The organism is Candidatus Bathyarchaeia archaeon, assembly GCA_041447175.1.
GTDB lineage: Archaea > Thermoproteota > Bathyarchaeia > Bathyarchaeales > Bathycorpusculaceae > JADGNF01.
The window spans coordinates 140272-159931 of record CP166960.1 but is presented as its reverse complement, the minus strand read 5'-3'; the positions used below and the strand labels follow the sequence as shown (position 1 = coordinate 159931).

Sequence of the window (19660 nt, the reverse complement as noted above, 5' to 3'; positions counted from 1 at the left end):
AGCATTTCAGATGTATCGTTGCCCTATTAAATTTGTGACTCCCAGCAGCAAGCTTATTCATTATCGCTTGCGCCAAGGAACTTTTTAATGGTCTCCATGATTTCCTGCAGCGCCTGCGTCGTTAACGGCGGGTCATAGGGGATTCGCAGAACCTCCCAGCCTTGAAGTTCCAAAAGGTCATCAATTTCAGCATCCCGCTGTTGTGCACGGTCTTTGGTGTGGACAGGGTTGCCGTCGAGGAAAACGATTTTGCGTTTGTTTAGCCAGCAGAAGTCGGGGATGGTTGATTTGAGGATGATGGGTTGCTGGGTGACCATGCCGCTTGTTAGTCCCTGCTGGCTGAGGGCTTTGAAAACTTCTATTTCGGCGTTGCTCACTTTGGGATGCATGTTTCTTTTGTAGCTCAACTTGTTTTCCTCGTTGCGCTCAACAGATATGCTTCTCTCCTTTAAGAATCTTTGAGGCAAGTTGTTGGTTGGCAAAACAAGCCTTGTCTACGAATAGGCGTGTTATAATCTATTATTTGTCCAATCGTGCTCTAAACATTTATATCCTGAAAACTTTTGTTCAAGATTTGGCGACCAAAATGGTGAACGTTGCGAAAAATTATTGCTGGAACGCCGAAGAATATGCAATGAATTCTTCAAATCAGTATAAGTGGGCAACAGAACTCATCCCAAAACTTGAACTAAAAGGCAACGAAAGCTTGCTTGACATAGGCTGCGGCGACGGCAAAGTCTCTGCCCTTTTAGCTTCCTACCTGCCAAATGGTCAAGTGGTAGGCGTCGACAGCTCCGAAGAGATGATAATCTGTGCACGGAAAAACTTTCCCCACTGCCATTACCCCAACTTAACTTTTCTGCGGATGGATGCTCGAGAGTTGACTTTCCGAGAACAATTTGACGTCGTTTTCTCAAACGCAACGTTACACTGGATCATTGACCATCAAGCGGTTCTTGAAGGCGTGTACGCGAGTCTGGACAAGGGTGGAAGATTCCTGTTTCAGATGGCTGGAAAAGGCAACGCTGACGACGTGATCGCTGTCCTTGAAGAACTCATCAGCGAGGAAGACTGCAAACCTTACTTTAAGAATTTCACTTTCCCCTACGGCTTCTACGGACCTGAAGAGTATTTGCCGTGGCTTAAAGATGCAGGATTCAAAGCCGAACGCATCGAGCTTTACCCTAAAGTTATGGAGCTACAAGGAAAAGAAGGCTTAATCGGCTGGATAAGGTCCGTTTGGCTCCCCTTCACCGAGCGGGTTCCAGAAAACCTGCGGGATTCCTTCATAACCGAAATCGCAGACCGCTACTTAGCCGCGTTCCCCATGGATGACTCAGGTGTAGTGCGCGTCAAAGTTAAACGGTTAGAAGTTCAAGCCAGAAAAGAATAAGCAGCTAGCAGTCCATCGTCTTTAAGCTGAGAAACCGCATGAGGATTTCGGGGTTTCTCACTTCGGGATGGAACAAGACCCCGTAGATAGGTTTCTGTTTATGCTTGAGGGCTTGTACACATTTTTCCGATTCGGCTAGGACCTCAAATTCGTCGGAGGATTCAACACAAAAGTTGTGCAGTGAATAAGCCCTGAACTTACCTGAGAAAAGAGGGTTAGCGGTAAGCGTCCTCATGGGTGTCATGCCAATTTCCAGACACCGCGTTAACAACAAACCAAACACTGCACCCATGGCTTGCATGCCCGCGCAGATACCTAAAACAGGTTTGTTCACTGTTCTTAGCCACACAAACCTTTCTTCTGCGTGTCCCACGGCGGTGTTATCTTTTAGTGGCGTGCCTGAGAGGATGACTTTGCTACAGCTGTTTAGGTCTTCCTCGGTTACCTCTGCATAGTGCTTAACCCTGTATTGTTCCTGATGTTTAACGATTTCCAAAATGGGTAATACGAACTCGCAGTAGCCCAGTGAATCCTTCTTCTGATTCATGTCCACAACCAGAATCATTTGGGCACTAACCTCGCCTGTTGTATACGGTACACGCCCGCGTTGCCCCGCGCTTTGAAGGTGCTGTTTTCGATTTTGATTTTCCACCTAAACAAGGGCGCATCCAGCACGGTGGTTTCTATTTCGCCGCCCTCCCCTGATGGGCTGATGCCATACTCCTGCTGCAAACGCACCAACCGCTCAATGATTTGGGCGTCTATTTCTTTGCCCAGCCACGTCTCATCCAGCGGGTAAGCAAAAACGCCCGAGATGACCGTGCAGAACCGCCGCTGCAGCAGCTCTTCCAGCAGGTCTTTTTGGTTCTTCTTCCACAGCGGGTTAAAACACCAAAGGTCAAGGCGGCTACAGATGCGTTGGACGCGTTCAGCTTGGTAGACGGATTCCACGGCGCCCGTGACTATGCCTTCAATTTGGAATCGTTTCGCCGCTTCCACGAGCGCTTTTTCTAAGTCATCTAGTTCGGCTTCTTTTTTGCCCTCAGTTTCCTTCACCAGCAGAGGCAGTTTAAGGGCTTGCGCTTGAAGCGTAGTTATGTCAATGTTGGGGGTGTGAAACATGTAACTTTCTGGGTTCTTTGACCGCAGCGTGATTAAGCAGGCTACTTCTTCTTTTTCCGCGGCTTTATGCAAGGCAAGCGTGGAGTCCTTGCCGCCTGAAAACAGCACCCCGAGTCTCATTGGCTGCTTTAGATTATAAACGGACTTATATAGAATCTGCCTCGGGCACGCCGTTTAGATTTGGCGTCCGCTTTTTTCTACGCAGCAATTCTGCTCCAACTGCAACTGTGACTCCTGCAACTGCCACCAGAATAAACACGAAGCCGCCGTTAAACAAACCGGGGTTGTTGTCTGCTGGGCTGGGTGTAGGATTTGTTGATGAAGGTGTAGGTTGCATAGTAGCCGACTGCAGTGGTGATTCCCTGGGTTTGGGTGAGTCTGTTGGGGAAGTGGCGGGTGTTGGTGTGACGTTTTGGGTTGGCGATGGGTTCGCCGTAGGTGTTGGTGTAGGCGTAGGGGTTAGTGGCGGAGTTGGAGTAGTGAGCACCCATTGAGGAAACTCAACTGTTACACTGGAAATGTCAAAGGGCGCCATAAGCGGATAGTTGTCTTGACCCGTAACTATCGGAACCAACCCGCCGGTAGTGAACGCGTTGCCCATAATGGCATATGGGGTGTCGCCGATGCCGTTGCTGTTTTGGTCGGTGCCGTTGTAGTCGCTCCAGAAGTTGCCGGTTTTGCCGTTATCCCACAAGTTGCCTGTATTGTCGTAATTTTTGATTTGTTGCTGGTTTCCTACAAAATTATTCTGGTATATCGTGTTGTGTGAGGAGTATGCTTCTAAGCCGCCTGTGTCTGCTCCTTGAGTATTGTCGTGGATTTGATTGGCGAAATAGTGGTTGTAGTGTCCTGCGACAGTTAAGCCGAACCCGTTTGTTATCCTGTTTACGCATACGGTGTTGTTGTTGCCGCTGACGGAGATGCTGCCGCCCGTTACGTTGTTTTGGGCAATTAGGTTTCGGTCGGAAGTTACCCGTAACCCGTAGCTGTTAATTAACGTGTTTTCATAAAACAGGTTATCTGAGCCTTCTATAATCGTGTAGGTGTAGCTTGTGCCCGTTAATGTGTTTTCGGTTATGTTAGTGTAGGTTCCTGAGCACTTAATCAGGTTACCCTGCCATTCACTAATGTCTACTGTGTTGTTCACAACTGTGAAGAAAGAGCCACCTGTGCCTATCCCAACGTTCTGCGCGGTTATGGTGTTGTTTATTATTTTTGTTCCTGTTCCATTGGCGTTTATGCCCGTTGATGTCCTCACGCTGTTCCCAAACACTTCGTCGAAAGCTGAGTCTTGCATTATGATGCCCGTTGTGCATTCTGTTACGGTGTTGCCGCTGACGGCTACGTTTTGAGTGTTTGACAAAATCATGCCTTCTTGGTTCTTGGACAGGCTTAATCCTTGAACCTTCATGTTGGTGCAGTTCACCAAAACCACATACCCCGCATCCGCAGGCACATCCATGTCTGAGGCGCCAACCCAGTAGTACACTGGTTTGCCATCCACACGGTTAGATGAGTCAACTTCGTCGGTGGCGAAGGCAAGGTTCTCGTTTGAGATGCCCAAGTTTTGGGCGTTGTTGTTCATGTAGTTGCCTGATAGCTTGTTGCCTGAGGTGAAGAGGAGTCGGATGCCGCCCCAGTTGCCCGTTACGACGTTGGTTGTGAGGTTGTTGTTTGTGGACTTTTCAATCCGCATTCCGTAGTCGTTGTTAGCGAAGGTGTTGCCTGAAATGGTGTTTTGGTGGGCGTCGTAGAGCCAGATGCCTGCGCCGCAATCCGAGACCTTGTTGCCGCTGATGTTGCAGCCTTTTACGCTTAACATGTGGATGCCTGCGAGTCTGGTGCTCCACATCCAGATTGACTGTGGAGTGTGAGGCGAGAAACCGTAGACTACCGTGAAGCCGGTGACGTTCACGTTGTCATGTCGGACTACAAGTACGGTTCCTGTGATTTGCCCGTTAATTATGGTTGTTTCTTTGTTTTCGCCGATGAGCGAAACCGCCTTGTTGACTGTTACTGTTTCGTTGTATATACCGTTTCTAACAAAAATGGTGTCCCCTTCGACTGCGCATCCAAGAGCCGCATTTATTGTGGGGTAGTCGTCTGGGACAATCAGCGTTTGCGGGTTTGCCTGCGTGAATTGAGCGGCTCCTATGCAGAGCGCGGTGAGGCTTATGGTAATCAGGGTTAAGGCAACTATGTTTTTCATGTTTTTCATCAGTTATTTAACTGGAGAAGCGCCTATTAGCTCTCCTCTAAGAACAATATGTTCTCATAAAAGAACAGCTTGTCCCAACACTTAGTTAATACAAAAAGACAAACGTGGATACCTGTTACATTTTTCATGCTACGGCAGTTAGAGGCTTCTTAGCAGATGCCCAATTTGGGCTTGGCACTGTCGGCATTTCTCCATGAACCGTTCATGCTCCAATGGTCCAGTAACGTCACAGAGAATTTTTTGTTCGCCAGCATATTGGAAGCAGCACATGGGCGCGTTTTTGGTTTCTCGGTAGGCACCTTTGATGACTGCCAGTTCGGCGATTACGTTTCGGGCAGCTTCCTCGTTGGTTTCGGTGCCCATGGCGTTCAACTCAATCAGGACATGGTCCAACCGTTTTCTTACACTTGTCAACTACTCATTCCCCGTAGCTTCTTGAAAGCTTGGTGCAAACGGCAGATATAAAGTATTTCATGCAAACGCCAAAAAAACAGCATGTGAATACAATAAATATGGTAACTGAAAATGTCATAAAGAACACAATCAAAAGGCACGTTTCCACTCTCGCCTACGCCTAAAACGATACAGTCAGACAACAAGCAAACAGAGCCAGGAACAAGCTGTGCTACACTACGTTTGTATTTCAACAGCAGCGGGCACAGACAGTTTTATAACTTGAGGCGTTCATCCGCATTGTCTGCTTGAACCGCTGCACCAGAAGAACGCGCAGCAGAGGCGTCTGCCTTGGAATGAAGGATATTTGTGTCAAAAAGCAGAACCGTTCGCGACACATAAACCGCAATAGAAAACAGGAGGGTTACACTTAAAGGTGCATACAAAGTGGAAATCAACACGCCATCACTCAACCCATTTCCACCTATAACTGCAACATCAAAACAAGGCAGATAAAACAGGTCAACCACAAAAAGCGCCACAGGCACACAGCAAACCGCCAAAAGCAGCGTAGCAACATACTTTTTCTTTGTTTCCACAAACGGTTTAGGCAAAACGTTCACAGCGAAGGCAACCGTACCAGATACGAAAGCAAAAAGCAGAGGATAACTCATAACGCCTCTCTCAGTTAAATGCGAAAGCGGAAACGCCAACAAAACAGACAAAACAATAGCTAAACAGAGTTTTTTTGCTGAAAAATTGAAGTATCCAAGGAACAAAACGACAGATACAAAACTCATCGCCAAGGGCACGATTGCACCAAACCAGTCGATGCCCACGGACGAGGCAACTTCGATTGACGCAAAAAACGGGTTTCTCGCAAAGTGGTCGCCTAAGGCCCCAACTGAGAAAATACCGACAGCCGCCGCTGCAATTCCCAAAAGTGCAGGCAAAATACGCTGAAAATACAGTTTAACGTTGACTTCGTTGGGCACTTTACATCTGACTTTTCAGAGTGCAACGAGGTATTACTGGCTGGATACGTCACTTTTCGCACAGACAAAGCCAGTTTACAAAAGCTCTGCAGTTGGATTTGCCAAAAAGGTTTTTCTCCACAAAATCAATGGTAACCTCAAAAGAGGAAAAACCTTGAAGCGCCCCGTCATACCTACCGCTCAGCTTTGGCAAGAACCCTACGCTTCGGTTCTGTGCTTCCCCCAGCCGAATGAAGCCGAAGCGCAAAGCCGCATCGCCGAACTGCAAAGCCTTGGAGTGGAAACGGTGGAGTTTGATGGAAAAACCACCCTTTTCGGCGTGCCTCTTCCCGTGATAGGCAAAGGCTTTGTAGGCATCGTCGTAGTCGCCCACGTGAAAGGCGAGAGGGTTGCGTTGAAAATCCGCCGCTTAGACGCGGACCGTGCAGACCTGCTTCACGAGGCAGAAATGCTTTCGAAGGCTAATGCAGTTGGGGTGGCGCCTAAGCTTGTTGAGGCAAGCAAAAATTTTCTGTTGATGCAGCTTATCAACGGCGATGTTTTACCAGAATGGCTCAAAACCCACAAAGACAAAGCGGAAATTCAAAAGGTTCTACGGACGGCGCTGGAGCAGTGTTTTCGGCTTGACCAAGCGGGTTTAGACCACGGGGAACTCAGCAAAGCACCCAAACACATCCTCGTGGACGGCGAAAATGAGCCGTTTATTGTGGATTTTGAAACCGCCAGCGACACCCGAAAAACCGCTAACGTCACCGCCCTCTCCAGCTACCTTTTTGTGGGCAACAACGAAGTCTCACGTGCCCTTGCCCAGACACTAGGGGAACCTGACAGAGAAAAAACTTTGGAGGCACTCAAAAGGTACAGCCGAAGCCGCACCCACCAAAACTTTGAGTTTGTCCTGCAGGCTTGCTTAAATTAAACAATAAGGGGGTTTTAGACGGCGATTTCGCCGAGTCGCTTCTGTGCCGCTGCCTGCTTAATTTCCATAGCGATACGTCTGCCCATGTACATGTTCTCCCCGTAACGCAAGTACGCGTAGGGTGAGGTGCCGATGCCGACGTTGGTTCCTGCAACGATACGCGCCGAGATTTCAAAAGTGAAAATTTTAAGATCGTCCGTGATAACGGTTTCAAGGCAGAAGGGTCCGATGATGCCGGGTGGGGCGAGTTCGCGGGCTTTGCGGTGAACACTATCGCCCATGCGCATAATTTCAGGCAACAAGGATTCGCGCAGAACAATGGGGAAGTTACCCACCACCGTGTAGGTGGGGTTCAAGTCGATTTCTAGCTGCTGGCTTGCGGGAACCTTGCCAAGGCTGTCAACGGCGGATTCATAGCGGCGGTCCATTGCCAAAAGCTCCACATCGTCGTTCATGATGCTGCTAAAGTAGCTGGGGTACACGTTCACGCCCAAAGCGTACTCCTGCAGATGCACTTTTTCTAGGTCTTCTTCTTGGAGCAAGCGGCGGGCAACCATCTCAGTGAACTTCTTGTAGAAAGTCTGCGGGGAATTCGCCAAAAAGTAGCCTCTGCCGCCCTTGGCTCCGGGCAGTTTGGCTATGACAAGGCGGTCAATGTCTTCTGGAGTCTTGAAGACGGCGGGCAGTCGGAGTCCTGCTTGGCGCAGCCATTCTTCTTGCTCTTTTCGGTCTGCCTCCCAGTGGAGCAGTTCGCGGTTGCCAAACATCGGAACCATAAGGCTGTCGGTGAGCTGTTGGGTGCTGAGGTAGGCGGTGAAGGAGCCGTGGGGAATGAGGATAACGTTGAGGCGCCGCAGTTTCTCCTGCAACTCTTCGTTAAGCAGTTCAGTGAAGTCCTTGACGACGATGAGTTCATCCACCAGCGGAAACTTTTGGTACATAAGGACGTCTTTTTCTTTGCACACGCACACCGTGCGGAAGCCTTCCTCTTTGGCGCCCTTAAAAATGTTAAGCGAACTGTGCGAACCTAAAGTGCCAATTGCCAGCTTGCTTTGGTCATACTTTTCAAGCACTTGTGCCATGTCAGAGGAGGTTATCATGTAACCACATCCTCTAACCGACGTTCCAGCAGTGCACGTTTAATTTCCATAGCGACCCGTTTGCCCGGACCCACCTCGACACCGTACTTGTACTTCATGTAGGGCGAGGTTGGCTCCACACAGGGGCACCCGGGAACGCGTGGGCTCACGTCAAAAACGTAAAAGTCCAAATTCTTAGTCACCGCCCCCTGCAACGCAAACAAACCAATCATACCCGGCGGAAACTCGCTACGGCAGGTCTGCACGAAACGTTCAGCAGCATCAAAGATTTTCTCGATTTGGCTCTCCCTCATGGTGGCTCCCATGTGGCCGATTTCTATGTTTTGGGTGGCAATTTTTAGTTCCAGTTGTTCCGCGGCGGGCAAATCCAAAACGCCGTCAAGGTCAGTCTGGATGCGCCTGTCAAAACCCAACAAGTCAATTTCATCTGTTAAGGGGGACCAGAACAGGTTTGCGTTGAATTTGGCGCCCAAAACATACTCCTCAATGACGGCTTGTTTGAGGGCTTCCTCGGTTATGATGCCTTGTTTGATGCGTTGCTGGGAGGTTTGCTCGTACTCTTGGGGTGAGGAGGCGTAGAAGAAGGCGCGTTCGATGGCGCGTTCCTTTTCAGGCACTTTTACTATGGCGAGGCGGTCGATTTCGTCGGGGGACTGGAAGGTTTTGGGCGTCTTGATGCCTGCCTTCTGAAGCAGGAAAAGCTGGTTGCGTGGCGTGTTGCGCTCTTCGGTTCGCAGCATGTCCCGGTTACCCATCAGGGGCACGGCGAATTTCTGCTCAATGGCTTCATAGCCCGCGTACACGCTAAAACTGCGGTTGGGCACAAACACCGTGTTCAGCTCGGTCAGCTGCTGAACCGTTTCAGGGTCGGTTATCTGGGAGAATTTGTCAAGGAAAATGAAGTTGTTAAACAGGGCTTTGTAGTAGTGGGCGTAGGTTTTTTCTCTGCCTTTCTGGCAAACCACAACGGTTTCAAAGCCTTCCTCTCGGGCACCCGCCGCAATCTCCAGCGCCGAGTGACTGCCTAACACTCCGATGCGGACTTTTTTGGGGTCGTAATCCGCGATTACTTGCTTGATTTGTTCTTTCATAGTCACTGTTTTTCGCCAGTCCACTCTTTGTACTCTTTCACCACATCAATTAGCGGGGGGGTTTCAAAAAACTTCCTACCCGTCATCTCATTAGCCGCCGCCATATACATCTGCGCAACGATGGTTTTGAGTTTGGGGTCAAGCTTGGGCGCAGGCGTCTTGACAAGGGACTTCCAGTCTTGGATGCCTTGGGCGTCGGCGGTTTTCTTGGCTTGCTCCACTTCACTGTACCAGTCGGTTTTCTTGTAGAACTGCCGCGCCACCTCCTTGCTCACATGCAACCCGTCCAGTGTAAAGCGGCACTCGTCGAGCGTCCCAATGACATCAACCACCATGAGGCGTCTTTGTGTGTCAAAGGCTAACTCGATTTTGCCGTCCTCGTTGACTAAACCTGCTTTGGCGGCGATTTCGTTGATTGTTTCGTTCACTTTGGACAAAACCACTTTGACGGCTGCTGCTTCAATGCCGGTTAGTCCCGCGATTTTGGCTGCTTCCTCCCAAGAAATGTATCGGTCAGTTTCTTCCAGTTTGGTGCTGACATCAAAAATCGGTTTAGCCAGCCTTTCGCCTGGTTTGGGGGTGTGGTCTAAGCCAAGCTGCTGCAGCGTCACTTTGCCCTGTTCCAGCCGCCTAAACACACTGCTGCCTTCGGGCAAACCGTTGCGGTAGATGACCTCCAATGGGATAAGACAGCTTTTCAGGCTTGGGTTGTACGCGCTGTAGTCGTAGAAAAGTTTGCCGTTTTCAACTTTCGATGGGGGTTTGTAGACGCTCACTAAGGAGACTTCCATGGTGCTGCTGGGCTCTTTGGCTTGGGCCAGTTTGACGGTTTTTTTGTTGCTGTCAACTAAGCCTTTGTAGTGGGTAAGCACACTTTTCACTTCGAGGCGCTCAAAACAGTAGGCACCCATGAGGCAGAGTGCTTCACCTTTCTTGTCGATAAGGTCAGGCATTTCGCCCCAGTCAAACACGCTGTATCGGTCACTGAAATGGAACCGTCCCAGCCCCATTTTGTCTTTGGTTGGTTTCTGGATTACTTCTAAGTCTTTGACACTGCCCACAGCAGATACACTCCTAATTATTCTTTGTTGGAGAAGGAAATATTTCTTCTTAAGCCTTTTTATCAACAAAAACTTTTTCCCAACCCAACAATTTACCCGAAAAAACTGATAGTCAAGCGAGATGTTGTAGTTTCACCGCTGAAAGGGCTCAGCTTGCTTTGCTGGCAGGGGCTGACACAAGAAATCTGACGTTTCTCGCTCCAGACAAGTGTTGAATAAACCGTTAACAATGAAATTGTTACGTTACCCATATTATTCTTCAATGGTTTCTTTCTCGATAATCTTTTTGATATGAGGTTTTATTGGAGGCAGTTCGTATTTCACGATTGCCCATAAAACTTCAGGTTTAATAGTGTAGTATTCATGTGCAAGTTCATTTCGTGTGTCTCTCATACGTTTCCATGTGCGCCATGGAATTTGCTTATAGGAGTACTTGAAGGTTGTAGGAATTTTATCCACAGCTTCACCAATTATTATCAGGTCCGTTATAGTTGCTTTTATTGCCATTTTATTATTAATAAAATCGCTCTCGGTGAAGTCTTTGGTGAACTCTTCTATCTCATCAATGGCGTCATAAATGTCTTTAAGGTAAAGCCTGAAGTCTCTTTTTATACGGGCAGAGCTTCTTGAAGAATTTTTTCCTTAATCAAACTCTTTATGGAATCTTTGGGCACTAAGTCAACCTTGACGCGCAGTTTCTTTGTCAAAAACTCTTTGACATCCAAAAACTCCCAAAGGTTGTAAGGCTGTGAGAACGTGACCAGAAGGTCAAGGTCGCTGTTTTCATCTTGTTCTCCATGCGCATATGAGCCAAAGATAGCTATAGTTTGCACTTTGAACCGTTTCCTAAGCGTCGGTTTCAAAGCTTCAAGAAGCTGCTTTATTTCGCTAAGCGACCTCTGCGACGTTACGGTCATAGACATCTGAACCTTAGCATCCTAGTTGGCGGTTTCTTTTAAAACATTTATGCTCTTATAGGTGGGAGGCTCAAAAATTAAAAAAAGGACGTTTTAGTATCCTGTTCAGCTTAACTTAGCCTAGGCATTTGCGTAGCTTTGCTGCTTCCACCAAAGCGATTTTGGCTTCGTCGGTTTCCCTCTCGAGGTAGCTGATGAGGAAGTTGTTGGTGAAGTTTTCGTGTTTGCGTTGTGTGGATGTGCGGGGTCCAAGCTTCACGTCCAGCTTCTCCTCCACCGTCTTGAGGTCTGCCAGAATCCGTGTGAGCGCCAGCCGCAGATTATCCACGTTCATGTCGGCGCGTTTAGCGGTTTTTAGATGCATCTCCATAAGCATGTTGATGTTCTGCCAAGAGACGTAGCCGCCGACGGATGCGAAGTCCTTTTTCAGGTTAACATAGTACTTCTGGAGAGCTTTCCATTCTTTGGCGTTCAAATCCTCGATGACGCGGGCGCCTATGAATTCTGGAGGGATACCGATGCTGTATAGAGTGGCGGCAAACGTGATTGCCCTTGGAAGGCTCACGCCTGCTACGTTTCGGCTGTAACCGAATAAGCCTATGTGGAGTTTTCGGGCGCGGCGCTGGGGCACATATGCTGAGACGCTGTTGAGAAACGGCGCCAAAACCTCAGCCACGCTCTCATACTGTTTTCTGCACTTTTGGAGCACACCCAGCAACACCGCTTCCTCGGTGGAGTCAACGGGTACGGGTTCGCCGTTTGGCAGGCTATCGTTAAGGCACTTCACGAAATCCTTCACCTGCTCCAGTGGGTAATCATAGCGTGCCGCCGACTGCACCGTTGCCGTCGCCAAGCCTTGATACTCCTGCAAAAAGTTCCCCAAATTCTCAGGCGACAAGTGACCACGAAACGGTTTGGAGCCAACGCCGAGTATCGGGTGGATTGGTATGCCTGTATCTTTTTCGGTTTGCTTGAGTTTGGCTAAGCCGATTTTAGAGAGCAACACGGCAGATATGAGCCCGTAGTTGAGAGCGGGGTCGCTGCGAGCTATGAAAACGCGGAGGTAGCGAGGTTTGGCGGCTTCGATGTAGGGTTTCACGATGCGGTCAATGTGCAGGATGCTGTCTTGGTCTTCCACCAGTGGAATCACGTTCACTTTTTTGGGTTTGAAGCTGCCAATCCAGTCCTTAGCTGCGGTTTTGTCGTCAAGCATGGCGTCTTCGTCGGCGACTATGGCGCGGCGGTAGTAGTTAAAGAGCCAGACAAGTTCGTTTCCGCTGGTTGTGAAAGGCAAAATTACTTCAAAGATGGGCGTTACGTCTTTTTTGTAGACGGAGGAAGCCACATCGTAGGTTACGGGGATGTTTTGGAGAGTTTCCACAACCACCTTTTTCTCCACTGCCTCAATGGAGGGGTTGGGGATACGGTAAGTCAGGTGCAGGTCTTCCCCAAGCACGTTTTGGGAAAAGAAGTCCCAGTGGCTGCTTAACAGTTTGCGCACCACGCGGGTGTCCACGTCTTTACCCTCTGAGTCCCACATGACCTCTTGGCAGCCCAACGTCTGGTAAGCGTAGTATGCCTCGTAGACTTCAGCGTTGCCGTCAATAACGGGGTCAGAGCTCCACGCTGGAACCGTCACGTTGTCGGGGTGCTGGGTGCTCATGGTGCGGGGAATTCTTCTTTCAACTTCATCAGACATAGTCAATTCTCCAATATAAGCGGGAAAGAACCGAGTGTAAAACGCGGTTTACCTATTTCATGTTTTTGATGGTTTCGTTGGCTTTCTCAAGCGTCTGCTGCTTCTCCAACTGATACGCCTTAACAGCGCACTCCAAAGCGGAGTCAGCAACCGCCAGAATTTTCGCTGCGGCAATTGCGGCGCCTTCAGGCTCAATGGTCACAACGGAGCCGATGCCGCTTGGCACTCGCAGCGAAGAGTACACATCCACGCCGCCGTACTTGTCGGAGTAGGGTGGGCATGCAATGACGGGTTTGGAGGTGTTTGCGTCCACAAACGCGCTTAACGCGTTGGACCTGCCCGCCACGGTCACGTAGACCACGGTTTGCGTCTCGAATTCTTTGAGGATTTCAAGCACTTTCAGCGGGGTTTTGTGGGCGGAAGCTACGCGGAACTCGTAGTTCACAGTTAGTTTTTTGAGGGGTTTGGCGATTTCGCGGCAGAACTCTAAGTCCCGCTCGGAGCCCATTATGATGACTGCTTTTCCCGTCATAACTAACACTTACAAAGGGTAACTGGCTGGTGGCTAATAAGAGTTCTACGCATCATCAGCCAAAGGCCACCCACAAAAGGCATGGGTAAAGCCCGTGAAAGTTAGTCAAGGCAACTGCTGTTCAGACTTGAAGCTGACTTTTTGCCCCGTCGAATAAATCAAATAGTTTTCTTGACCCAGACAGATACGCCGCGCCTTTTCAACGTCTTTGATTACAAAGCCAGACAAATCGTGGACGCCAAACTGGAAAAGCACAGAAGCCAACGGCGTAGACGGCCCAACAACGACAACATGCGCCTTTGAGGCAAGCTTGAGAAAACGCGGCAGAGACTTGTCAACAAACGCACCACACGTTATGAAAACGTAGTCACAGCTGGGCAGGAGGTATTCTGCTGCAGAGTACGGGTACTCGCAGTCTTGAGGTAGCCGAGCAAAAATCGAGAGGTCACACACGGGTTCAAACAACTGCTCCAAGAAAGGGAAGTGCTCGATGACGGCAACTTTTTTGTTTCGAATGGCGTTTTGGTAGGAGATGAAGGGGTCATTGGAGCGGTCTTCTACAAAGCGGCTATCAGAGACGGCAACACCGTTTTTTTGGGCAACCGGCAGAGTGTTGTAGTAGGCGTTTATGGCGGCTTGCCCGATGCTGGCTTCGATGAAATTCCAAGACTTCACTGCGGCGGCGAGCTCTTTGAGTTTCATGCCCGGAAGTTTATTGTGGAGCATGACGGGGCGGGTGTCATCCTCTGCGACCATACAGAAACCTGCGCCGTTGCCTGAACGCACAAACGCGTGATAAACGCCACACACCACATCGTCCACGACCCAGTCTTCAGGGATACCTTCAATTAATGCATCATACAGTTGCCATGCGTCACTTGACAAGTTTTTTTCGTTCATGTTTTTTCTTCCTTTAGGTCGGTTAGTTCGATGAGGTTGCCCATGCGGAGTTGATGCCGAACCGCCTGCAACGTGCTGTCTAAGGCTTCAATCCGTGAAAGGGACTGCCGCTCCTGCGCGGAGGTTTTAATGATTTTGTATATGCCCCCGTTTTTTATAACGATGCGTTTGTCCGCGTTTAACGCCAGCAGGGGGTCGTGGGTGGATATGAGGACGATTTTTTCTTTTTTTGCCAGCAGCTGAATTGCCTGTTTGCGGTCTACGCCTGCGTTTTCGATTTCGTCGATAAGCACGATGGGGGAGGCACTTATGTGGGCAGTACTTGCAATCATCAAGGCGCGGGATTGCCCGCCTGAAAGCTGCGTCACCTTCGTCTCTGCAGCGAACTTTTCGCCCGCCAACTCGTTTGCACAAGCAAAACATTGGCGAATTACCTGCGCGGAGTTTTGGCACATGCGGCTTTTGGTGTGCATCTCCAAAAACTCTGCCACACTCAAATCCATCACGAAGTTCATGTTTTGTGAAAGTTGCGCTACGAGTTTGCCACCCATTTTGAAGCGGGCTTCATCATTGAGGGCTTTTCCGTTGACTAGGATTTGGCGTTTGGTGGGGGTGTCGCGTTGGGCGATGCATTCGATGTCGCTTAAGAGTTGGCTTTTGCCCGAACCCGTGGAGCCCACAATGCTTATGATTTGCCCGGCATGTATGGTGAGGCAGACGTTTTCTTGGTTTCCTTGTTTGTCTTGTCCGCCTAGGATGGTTATGGAGTCAATTTTGTCGTGTACGGGGTTGCGTTCGATGAGGGTTTCAAGGAACAGAATGAACTGGTCGACCACGTCGGCGCGGGTTAAGCCGAAGTCGGCAAAGCGAACCTCATCAACTTGTTCCAGCGCCGCTGCCAAAGGGAAGGTTTGGGGCAAATCTGCCAAGTTAAAGTTGACTAAGAAGTCTCTTGCCACTGGATACTGCGCCAGAATTTCGCCGATGGCTTTGGTTTCCACGAGTTGTCGAAAATCTATGGTCCTCACCTGAACTCAAGTTTTTTGAGCATACCCATTTGGTAGTCTTCGCCGATTCGGGTTTCGCCAGTGCAGTAAGAGCAGACGGAAGCAGGGGTGGTGAAGCGAAGGCGCATGTCGCGAAGAGTGGTAACGTCAGGGGCTTCAAGGGCGTGTTTGCTGAGCATAAAGGCGCCCTGACCCGTGATGCCGTTAACAAACAGGATGTTTGCGCGGGTGTTGACTTGGCGGACATTGAAGCTGAACACTTCCCGCTCCGCCTGTGAAACGATGTCGCCTTTGGTGATGACAACTACGTCGGCGAGTTTGAGCATTGGACCAATTTTTCTAGGGGTTTGGATGCCGGAGAGGTTGTCAATGACGCAGACGGCAAGGATGCGGCTGATGTGGGGGGAGCAGCGGTTGCAGAGCCCTGCGCTTTCAGTTATGAGGATATCCAGTTCTTGTCGGTGTCCCCAAGCCACGGCGTCTTCAATGTTGCTTATGAAGAAGTGGTCGGGGCAGACTTTGCCTGAGAAGCCTACCTGTATGGGGATGCCTGCTTCTTGGTAGCGGATTTGGTCAAAGGAGGTGAGGCAGTCAAACTTCACCGCTCCAAGGCGCATGTTTTTCTCTTTCAAACACGCTGCCAGTTGAAGAATCACGGAGGTTTTGCCAGACGAGGGGGGTCCAGCTACAGTTATGAGCTTAATAGGCATCCCTACTTTTGCCCAAACGGTTGAGGTTAATATCTGTTGCTTTGAGTTAAGGCGCGTTCTGCCCTGAAAAGGGGGAACACCCGAAAAACTGGAGGGGCTGATTTGGCAAAAAACCAGAAAAAAATGCGGTGAGCAAAATATTGTCTAAAATAAGCCTGTTTTGTTTTACATTTAGCCACTCTCTGCAGGTTAGGCTGAACATCACCGAATTTGAATTCAAGAGAGGATTGCTTTGTACAAGTAAACCCACGCCAAGAACCACTCCTGCCACTAATCCTCAAAAAGTCAGCTGGACCGTTTTGCAGCCAGCATATCGGACAATTTTGCCTCCGGATTACGATACCAATCGTTGTAGGCAACAATGTCTCCGCCTATCGCGCCTTCAGGACACCAAGCATAACAAGCATAACAGGTTTCACAGTGATGCAGCCACACGGGTTTGCCATCAACCAACTTTATGTTGTTCACAGGGCAGACTCTGGCGCAGACGCCGCACCCAACACACTTCTCGTTAACCCGAAAGCTCAGGTCTGCTAAAGGCACAAGCTCCATAAAAGACAAATCTGATGCCTGAGCCAGCCTGCGGTATCGGTACTGGAAAACCACGCGTTCAAACGCATGCAACGGCGCCAAAAGAATTTTCTGAACCGCACCCCGCGTCTCAAATCTGCCAGTTTTCCGAGCAACAACATAGTCGCCTATAGCGGTTAGCTTCTTTTCGCGTTTGGCACGCATCTTTTGCTGCTTGGCAGGGGCAACGCGTTTGCTGCCCATCCGCACATTAAAGCCCGCCGCCAACTTTCCACCTTTTGCTTCAAGGTCTTTTCTCAGGTTTTCAATGGTGGAGCCTGGCATGTACCCGCTAGTGCAGACCGCAAAAACGTATTTTGACTCAAGCCCTTTGAGTTTGTCTAAGAATCTGCGGATTATAAGGGGTATGCCGCGGTCGTTGGTGGCGTAGAAAACAGGAAACACGACCCCTATGGCGTCCGCATTAGATTCAACAGTTTGCTGCCCCATCACTAAGACTATGGGGGTCAGGGTTGCGTTTGTTTTTTTGGCGAGGTCTCTTGCCACAACCAGCGAGTTTCCAGTTCCCGAAAAATAAAAGATTTCTATGCCCAAATTACCATCCGCGGGTTGCTTTCTTTGACTGCCATATAGAAAAGGCGGTTCGAGGTTTTTATGTTGACTCATAGCTTACCCAGAACCGTACGTTTTGCAACCACAAACGTAACCGCGGCACCCAAAGCCAAGATGACAGCGCTTATTGGGGTGAAGGAGCAAGCAGCTTTGTAGCCCAGCAGGCAAACCTTGCTAACGTTTGCGTCGGGTATGACGGTCTTAACCGCTGCAATGCTCAATAGGGCAATCACGACAATTAAGGCGATTGTTAGTTTTTTCACTGTTCCACCTCCTGCACAGATTCTTGTTCCACTTTGGGAAATTGACGCCCCTCATCTGCTACGGCAGCCATTTGGGGCACCTTTCTCAGTTCCCCGGGGGTCAGGTTAATCCGCAAAGTGCCCTTGGTTCCTAAAAGTTCCAGAAGTAAACCTTCCACAAACCCAGCGCGCACAAGCTCGCCCAAGGTGCCTTCAACAAGGACTCGGTCAGTGTTACCGTTGGTTAATGTGAGGTTTTTTAGGTTAAGTCGAGAGTTGAGTTCTATGGAGAAGACCCGTTCGGTTTTGGTTGTTTTGTTTTCCATGATGTTTCAGCCTGACTTCTACTTGGCTGCGAAGGCTGATTACTTTTATTTGCAATCAATGTAAAGTGGTACACATCAGTGTGAACGCATTAACATCGGTGAGGAACATGGAGACGCCTGAAGGAATCGAGAAACTGTTTTTTGAGTTAGCCAGCGAAAGCCGACTGGACTTGCTGCGGGAGCTCAACCAGAAGAACTGGAAGATGAATGATGTCGCGCGCAAACTGGATTTAACCGCCACGGAAACGTTTAGGCAACTACAGCGACTTTCTGAAGCCTTGCTTATTCAAAAACAGCCAGAAGGCACTTACGCCATAACGCAGTACGGCAGGCTGGTGCTGGAGCTTTCTGCCTCGTTAGAATTTGCCTTTAAACACAAACAGTACTTTGTAGCCCACGACCTCTGGCGGCTACCCACTCAGTCTGTGAAAAGAATTGGCGAGCTTTCGGGAGCAACCTTGAAGATGGGGATGGTGGAGAGCACCGTAAAATCCTCACAACTGATTGGAGAAGCCGAGAAGTTCATGTGGGGAGTTTCGCCTGAACCACTTCCCAAAGACTTCCAAACCATGTCCGAGCAAGTCCCCAAAGGCGTCGAATATAGAGTCCTGTCACCCCAGCCACCCACTAAACTGCGCAACCTTGAAAACAGAACCTTGCTTGACCCACCCGTGATTTTTGCGGTGACCGAAAAAGAGGCGGTGGTATGTTTCCGCTTTGCTGATGGCAGGGTGGATTATGCAGGTTTCTTTGGCAGTGACCCCACGTTTTTGGGTTGGGTCAGAGACCTGTTTCTTTACTACTGGGACAAAGGAAAACAACAATAGCTCTATCAGGCGATGCCTATGGGTTACTGCAGTACTTCAACGGCTTTTTCTGCCCACCCAGAATCCTTCAGCAGCGCCCGGCCAACGGCAACTAAATCCACTTTGCCGTCCCGCACAAGGCTATCAGCGTATGCGGCCTCCGTGATGCCACCCACCCCGATAACGGGAACCTGAACAGCCTTCTTGACCTCTTCTGCCTGCGGAATAAAGTAGCCATATGTGTTTTTGAATTGTTTGGGTTCCGCCCCACACATCCCACCGGACACATCAATGATGCCCACGCCTGCACGTTCAAGCTCCACCGCAAACGCTGCAGCATCCGAGACTTGGATGCCGTTTGGGGCTAAATCGTCTGCGCCCAACCGGTAAAGCAAAACCTTGCCTCCCAACACTTCCCGCACCTTCTCAACCACCAAAAGCGGAAACCGCATCCGCCTCTCCAAAGAGCCCCCAAACTCGTCGTTGCGCTTGTTAAGCAGGGGTGAAAAGAACTGGCAAAGCAGATAACCATGAGCGCCATGCAACTCTACCCCGTCAAACCCTGCCTTTAAAGCCCGCTCTGCCGCCAAAGCAAACTCTTCCGCGATGCCTTCCAACTCAGGTTTTTGCAGTTCCCGCATTTTGCCAGTCGCCGAAGGACCGGCAGGTTGGGTGTTGATGACGTTCTTGTTGGCTACCCCGCCTGCGTGGGTTATTTGCAGTATAGCGGGGGCTCCGACGCCGTGTATGGCTGAGGCCAACTTTTCAAATCCAGGCACTAAGGTGTCGTTGTAGATGCCTAACTGTTTGAGGCTGAGCCTGCCTGTGAGGGAAACGTAAGCATGCTCCACAATAGGCAAACCCACCAGTGCAGAACGGGAAACGTAGAAGTTGATTAGACGGTTGGTGACGGCACCTTCGAAGGAGGCTCTGCCCGACTGCATCGGAGGCATAACTATCCGGTTCCTGAAAGTTAAGCCATTAACACTTAAAGGCTCAAGCAACCCAACCAAAGGCAGCACCAATGCCAAACAACTCTGCAGCCAAACTATAAGAACCTACAACCAAACAACCACAAACCCACAC

Annotated in this window: 23 protein-coding genes; 3 read left to right on the top strand and 20 right to left on the bottom strand. The window is 49.7% G+C overall.

From position 1 onward, the window contains the following. Positions 1-53: 53 nt before the first annotated feature. Entirely contained in the window at positions 54-407 is a 354-nt protein-coding gene (locus ACBZ72_00935) for a DUF559 domain-containing protein (protein XES77455.1), read from the bottom strand. A gap of 179 nt (positions 408-586) precedes the next feature. Between ACBZ72_00935 and ACBZ72_00930 the strand changes: the two genes are divergently transcribed. Further along, positions 587-1393 (top strand): methyltransferase domain-containing protein, encoded by an 807-nt coding sequence (locus ACBZ72_00930; protein XES77454.1) that lies wholly within the window; start codon positions 587-589, stop codon positions 1391-1393. A gap of 4 nt (positions 1394-1397) precedes the next feature. Here the strand turns inward: ACBZ72_00930 and ACBZ72_00925 are convergent, their stop codons facing one another. From ACBZ72_00925 to ACBZ72_00905, 5 genes are all read right to left on the bottom strand, one after another. Beyond that, positions 1398-1958, bottom strand: coding sequence for a hypothetical protein (locus ACBZ72_00925; protein XES77453.1), 561 nt, complete (start codon positions 1956-1958; stop codon positions 1398-1400). Next, positions 1955-2635 (bottom strand): diphthine--ammonia ligase, encoded by a 681-nt coding sequence (locus ACBZ72_00920; protein XES77452.1) that lies wholly within the window; start codon positions 2633-2635, stop codon positions 1955-1957. The genes ACBZ72_00925 and ACBZ72_00920 overlap by 4 nt, the downstream gene beginning before the upstream one ends. Positions 2636-2660: 25 nt before the next feature. Continuing rightward, entirely contained in the window at positions 2661-4724 is a 2064-nt protein-coding gene (locus tag ACBZ72_00915) for a NosD domain-containing protein (GenBank protein XES77451.1), read from the bottom strand. 147 nt (positions 4725-4871) lie between these two features. After that, positions 4872-5147 (bottom strand): hypothetical protein, encoded by a 276-nt coding sequence (locus tag ACBZ72_00910; GenBank protein ID XES77450.1) that lies wholly within the window; start codon positions 5145-5147, stop codon positions 4872-4874. 254 nt (positions 5148-5401) lie between these two features. Continuing rightward, on the bottom strand, positions 5402-6121 hold the full coding sequence (locus ACBZ72_00905; protein XES77449.1) for a hypothetical protein: 720 nt from the start codon (positions 6119-6121) through the stop codon (positions 5402-5404). 154 nt (positions 6122-6275) lie between these two features. Between ACBZ72_00905 and ACBZ72_00900 the strand changes: the two genes are divergently transcribed. Continuing rightward, on the top strand, positions 6276-7040 hold the full coding sequence (locus ACBZ72_00900) for an RIO1 family regulatory kinase/ATPase (protein ID XES77448.1): 765 nt from the start codon (positions 6276-6278) through the stop codon (positions 7038-7040). Between the two features lie 14 nt (positions 7041-7054). Here the strand turns inward: ACBZ72_00900 and ACBZ72_00895 are convergent, their stop codons facing one another. The 13 genes from ACBZ72_00895 to ACBZ72_00835 form a co-directional block, all read right to left on the bottom strand. After that, complete coding sequence (locus ACBZ72_00895) at positions 7055-8140, bottom strand: formate--phosphoribosylaminoimidazolecarboxamide ligase (protein XES77447.1); 1086 nt, start codon at positions 8138-8140, stop codon at positions 7055-7057. Continuing rightward, positions 8137-9231: a formate--phosphoribosylaminoimidazolecarboxamide ligase family protein gene (locus ACBZ72_00890; GenBank protein ID XES78707.1), complete on the bottom strand. Its 1095-nt coding sequence runs from the start codon at positions 9229-9231 to the stop codon at positions 8137-8139. Before ACBZ72_00890 ends, ACBZ72_00895 begins: the two co-directional genes overlap by 4 nt. A 2-nt stretch (positions 9232-9233) precedes the next feature. Continuing rightward, positions 9234-10292, bottom strand: a complete 1059-nt coding sequence (gene purC, locus ACBZ72_00885) for a phosphoribosylaminoimidazolesuccinocarboxamide synthase (protein ID XES77446.1) — start codon at positions 10290-10292, stop codon at positions 9234-9236. Positions 10293-10544: 252 nt separating this feature from the next. Next, positions 10545-10859 (bottom strand): DUF86 domain-containing protein, encoded by a 315-nt coding sequence (locus ACBZ72_00880; GenBank protein ID XES78706.1) that lies wholly within the window; start codon positions 10857-10859, stop codon positions 10545-10547. 41 nt (positions 10860-10900) lie between these two features. Then, positions 10901-11215 (bottom strand): nucleotidyltransferase family protein, encoded by a 315-nt coding sequence (locus tag ACBZ72_00875; protein ID XES77445.1) that lies wholly within the window; start codon positions 11213-11215, stop codon positions 10901-10903. Between the two features lie 109 nt (positions 11216-11324). After that, positions 11325-12908 carry a phosphoenolpyruvate carboxylase gene (gene ppcA / locus ACBZ72_00870; GenBank protein XES77444.1) on the bottom strand — a complete coding sequence of 528 codons (1584 nt, stop codon included), beginning with the start codon at positions 12906-12908 and terminating at the stop codon, positions 11325-11327. 52 nt (positions 12909-12960) lie between these two features. Further along, positions 12961-13440: an AIR carboxylase family protein gene (locus ACBZ72_00865; GenBank protein ID XES77443.1), complete on the bottom strand. Its 480-nt coding sequence runs from the start codon at positions 13438-13440 to the stop codon at positions 12961-12963. Between the two features lie 105 nt (positions 13441-13545). Continuing rightward, positions 13546-14340: a Rossmann-like domain-containing protein gene (locus ACBZ72_00860; GenBank protein XES77442.1), complete on the bottom strand. Its 795-nt coding sequence runs from the start codon at positions 14338-14340 to the stop codon at positions 13546-13548. Then, a complete protein-coding gene (locus ACBZ72_00855; protein XES77441.1) occupies positions 14337-15368 on the bottom strand; it encodes an ATP-binding cassette domain-containing protein in 1032 nt (343 codons plus the stop codon). Before ACBZ72_00855 ends, ACBZ72_00860 begins: the two co-directional genes overlap by 4 nt. Then, positions 15365-16051, bottom strand: coding sequence for a GTP-binding protein (locus ACBZ72_00850; protein ID XES78705.1), 687 nt, complete (start codon positions 16049-16051; stop codon positions 15365-15367). Before ACBZ72_00850 ends, ACBZ72_00855 begins: the two co-directional genes overlap by 4 nt. A gap of 291 nt (positions 16052-16342) precedes the next feature. After that, positions 16343-17254, bottom strand: coding sequence for an EFR1 family ferrodoxin (locus ACBZ72_00845; GenBank protein ID XES77440.1), 912 nt, complete (start codon positions 17252-17254; stop codon positions 16343-16345). Then, complete coding sequence (locus tag ACBZ72_00840) at positions 17251-17463, bottom strand: hypothetical protein (protein ID XES77439.1); 213 nt, start codon at positions 17461-17463, stop codon at positions 17251-17253. The genes ACBZ72_00845 and ACBZ72_00840 overlap by 4 nt, the downstream gene beginning before the upstream one ends. After that, positions 17460-17768 carry a hypothetical protein gene (locus tag ACBZ72_00835; protein XES77438.1) on the bottom strand — a complete coding sequence of 103 codons (309 nt, stop codon included), beginning with the start codon at positions 17766-17768 and terminating at the stop codon, positions 17460-17462. Before ACBZ72_00835 ends, ACBZ72_00840 begins: the two co-directional genes overlap by 4 nt. A 107-nt stretch (positions 17769-17875) precedes the next feature. Between ACBZ72_00835 and ACBZ72_00830 the strand changes: the two genes are divergently transcribed. Continuing rightward, positions 17876-18595, top strand: a complete 720-nt coding sequence (locus ACBZ72_00830; GenBank protein XES77437.1) for a helix-turn-helix transcriptional regulator — start codon at positions 17876-17878, stop codon at positions 18593-18595. Positions 18596-18618: 23 nt separating this feature from the next. Here the strand turns inward: ACBZ72_00830 and ACBZ72_00825 are convergent, their stop codons facing one another. Continuing rightward, the gene (locus ACBZ72_00825; GenBank protein ID XES78704.1) at positions 18619-19596 is read right to left on the bottom strand and encodes an NADH:flavin oxidoreductase; all 978 of its coding nucleotides are present in this window, start codon (positions 19594-19596) and stop codon (positions 18619-18621) included. Positions 19597-19660: the final 64 nt, after the last annotated feature.

Coding starts and splice junctions, on each gene's coding strand:
- ACBZ72_00930 (XES77454.1), top strand. CDS start 587: ATGGTGAACGTTGCGAAAAATTATTGCTGGAACGCCGAAGAATATGCA.
- ACBZ72_00925 (XES77453.1), bottom strand. CDS start 1,958: ATGATTCTGGTTGTGGACATGAATCAGAAGAAGGATTCACTGGGCTAC.
- ACBZ72_00920 (XES77452.1), bottom strand. CDS start 2,635: ATGAGACTCGGGGTGCTGTTTTCAGGCGGCAAGGACTCCACGCTTGCC.
- ACBZ72_00915 (XES77451.1), bottom strand. CDS start 4,724: ATGAAAAACATAGTTGCCTTAACCCTGATTACCATAAGCCTCACCGCG.
- ACBZ72_00895 (XES77447.1), bottom strand. CDS start 8,140: ATGATAACCTCCTCTGACATGGCACAAGTGCTTGAAAAGTATGACCAA.
- ACBZ72_00890 (XES78707.1), bottom strand. CDS start 9,231: ATGAAAGAACAAATCAAGCAAGTAATCGCGGATTACGACCCCAAAAAA.
- ACBZ72_00875 (XES77445.1), bottom strand. CDS start 11,215: ATGTCTATGACCGTAACGTCGCAGAGGTCGCTTAGCGAAATAAAGCAG.
- ppcA (XES77444.1), bottom strand. CDS start 12,908: ATGTCTGATGAAGTTGAAAGAAGAATTCCCCGCACCATGAGCACCCAG.
- ACBZ72_00865 (XES77443.1), bottom strand. CDS start 13,440: ATGACGGGAAAAGCAGTCATCATAATGGGCTCCGAGCGGGACTTAGAG.
- ACBZ72_00860 (XES77442.1), bottom strand. CDS start 14,340: ATGAACGAAAAAAACTTGTCAAGTGACGCATGGCAACTGTATGATGCA.
- ACBZ72_00845 (XES77440.1), bottom strand. CDS start 17,254: ATGAGTCAACATAAAAACCTCGAACCGCCTTTTCTATATGGCAGTCAA.
- ACBZ72_00835 (XES77438.1), bottom strand. CDS start 17,768: ATGGAAAACAAAACAACCAAAACCGAACGGGTCTTCTCCATAGAACTC.
- ACBZ72_00830 (XES77437.1), top strand. CDS start 17,876: ATGGAGACGCCTGAAGGAATCGAGAAACTGTTTTTTGAGTTAGCCAGC.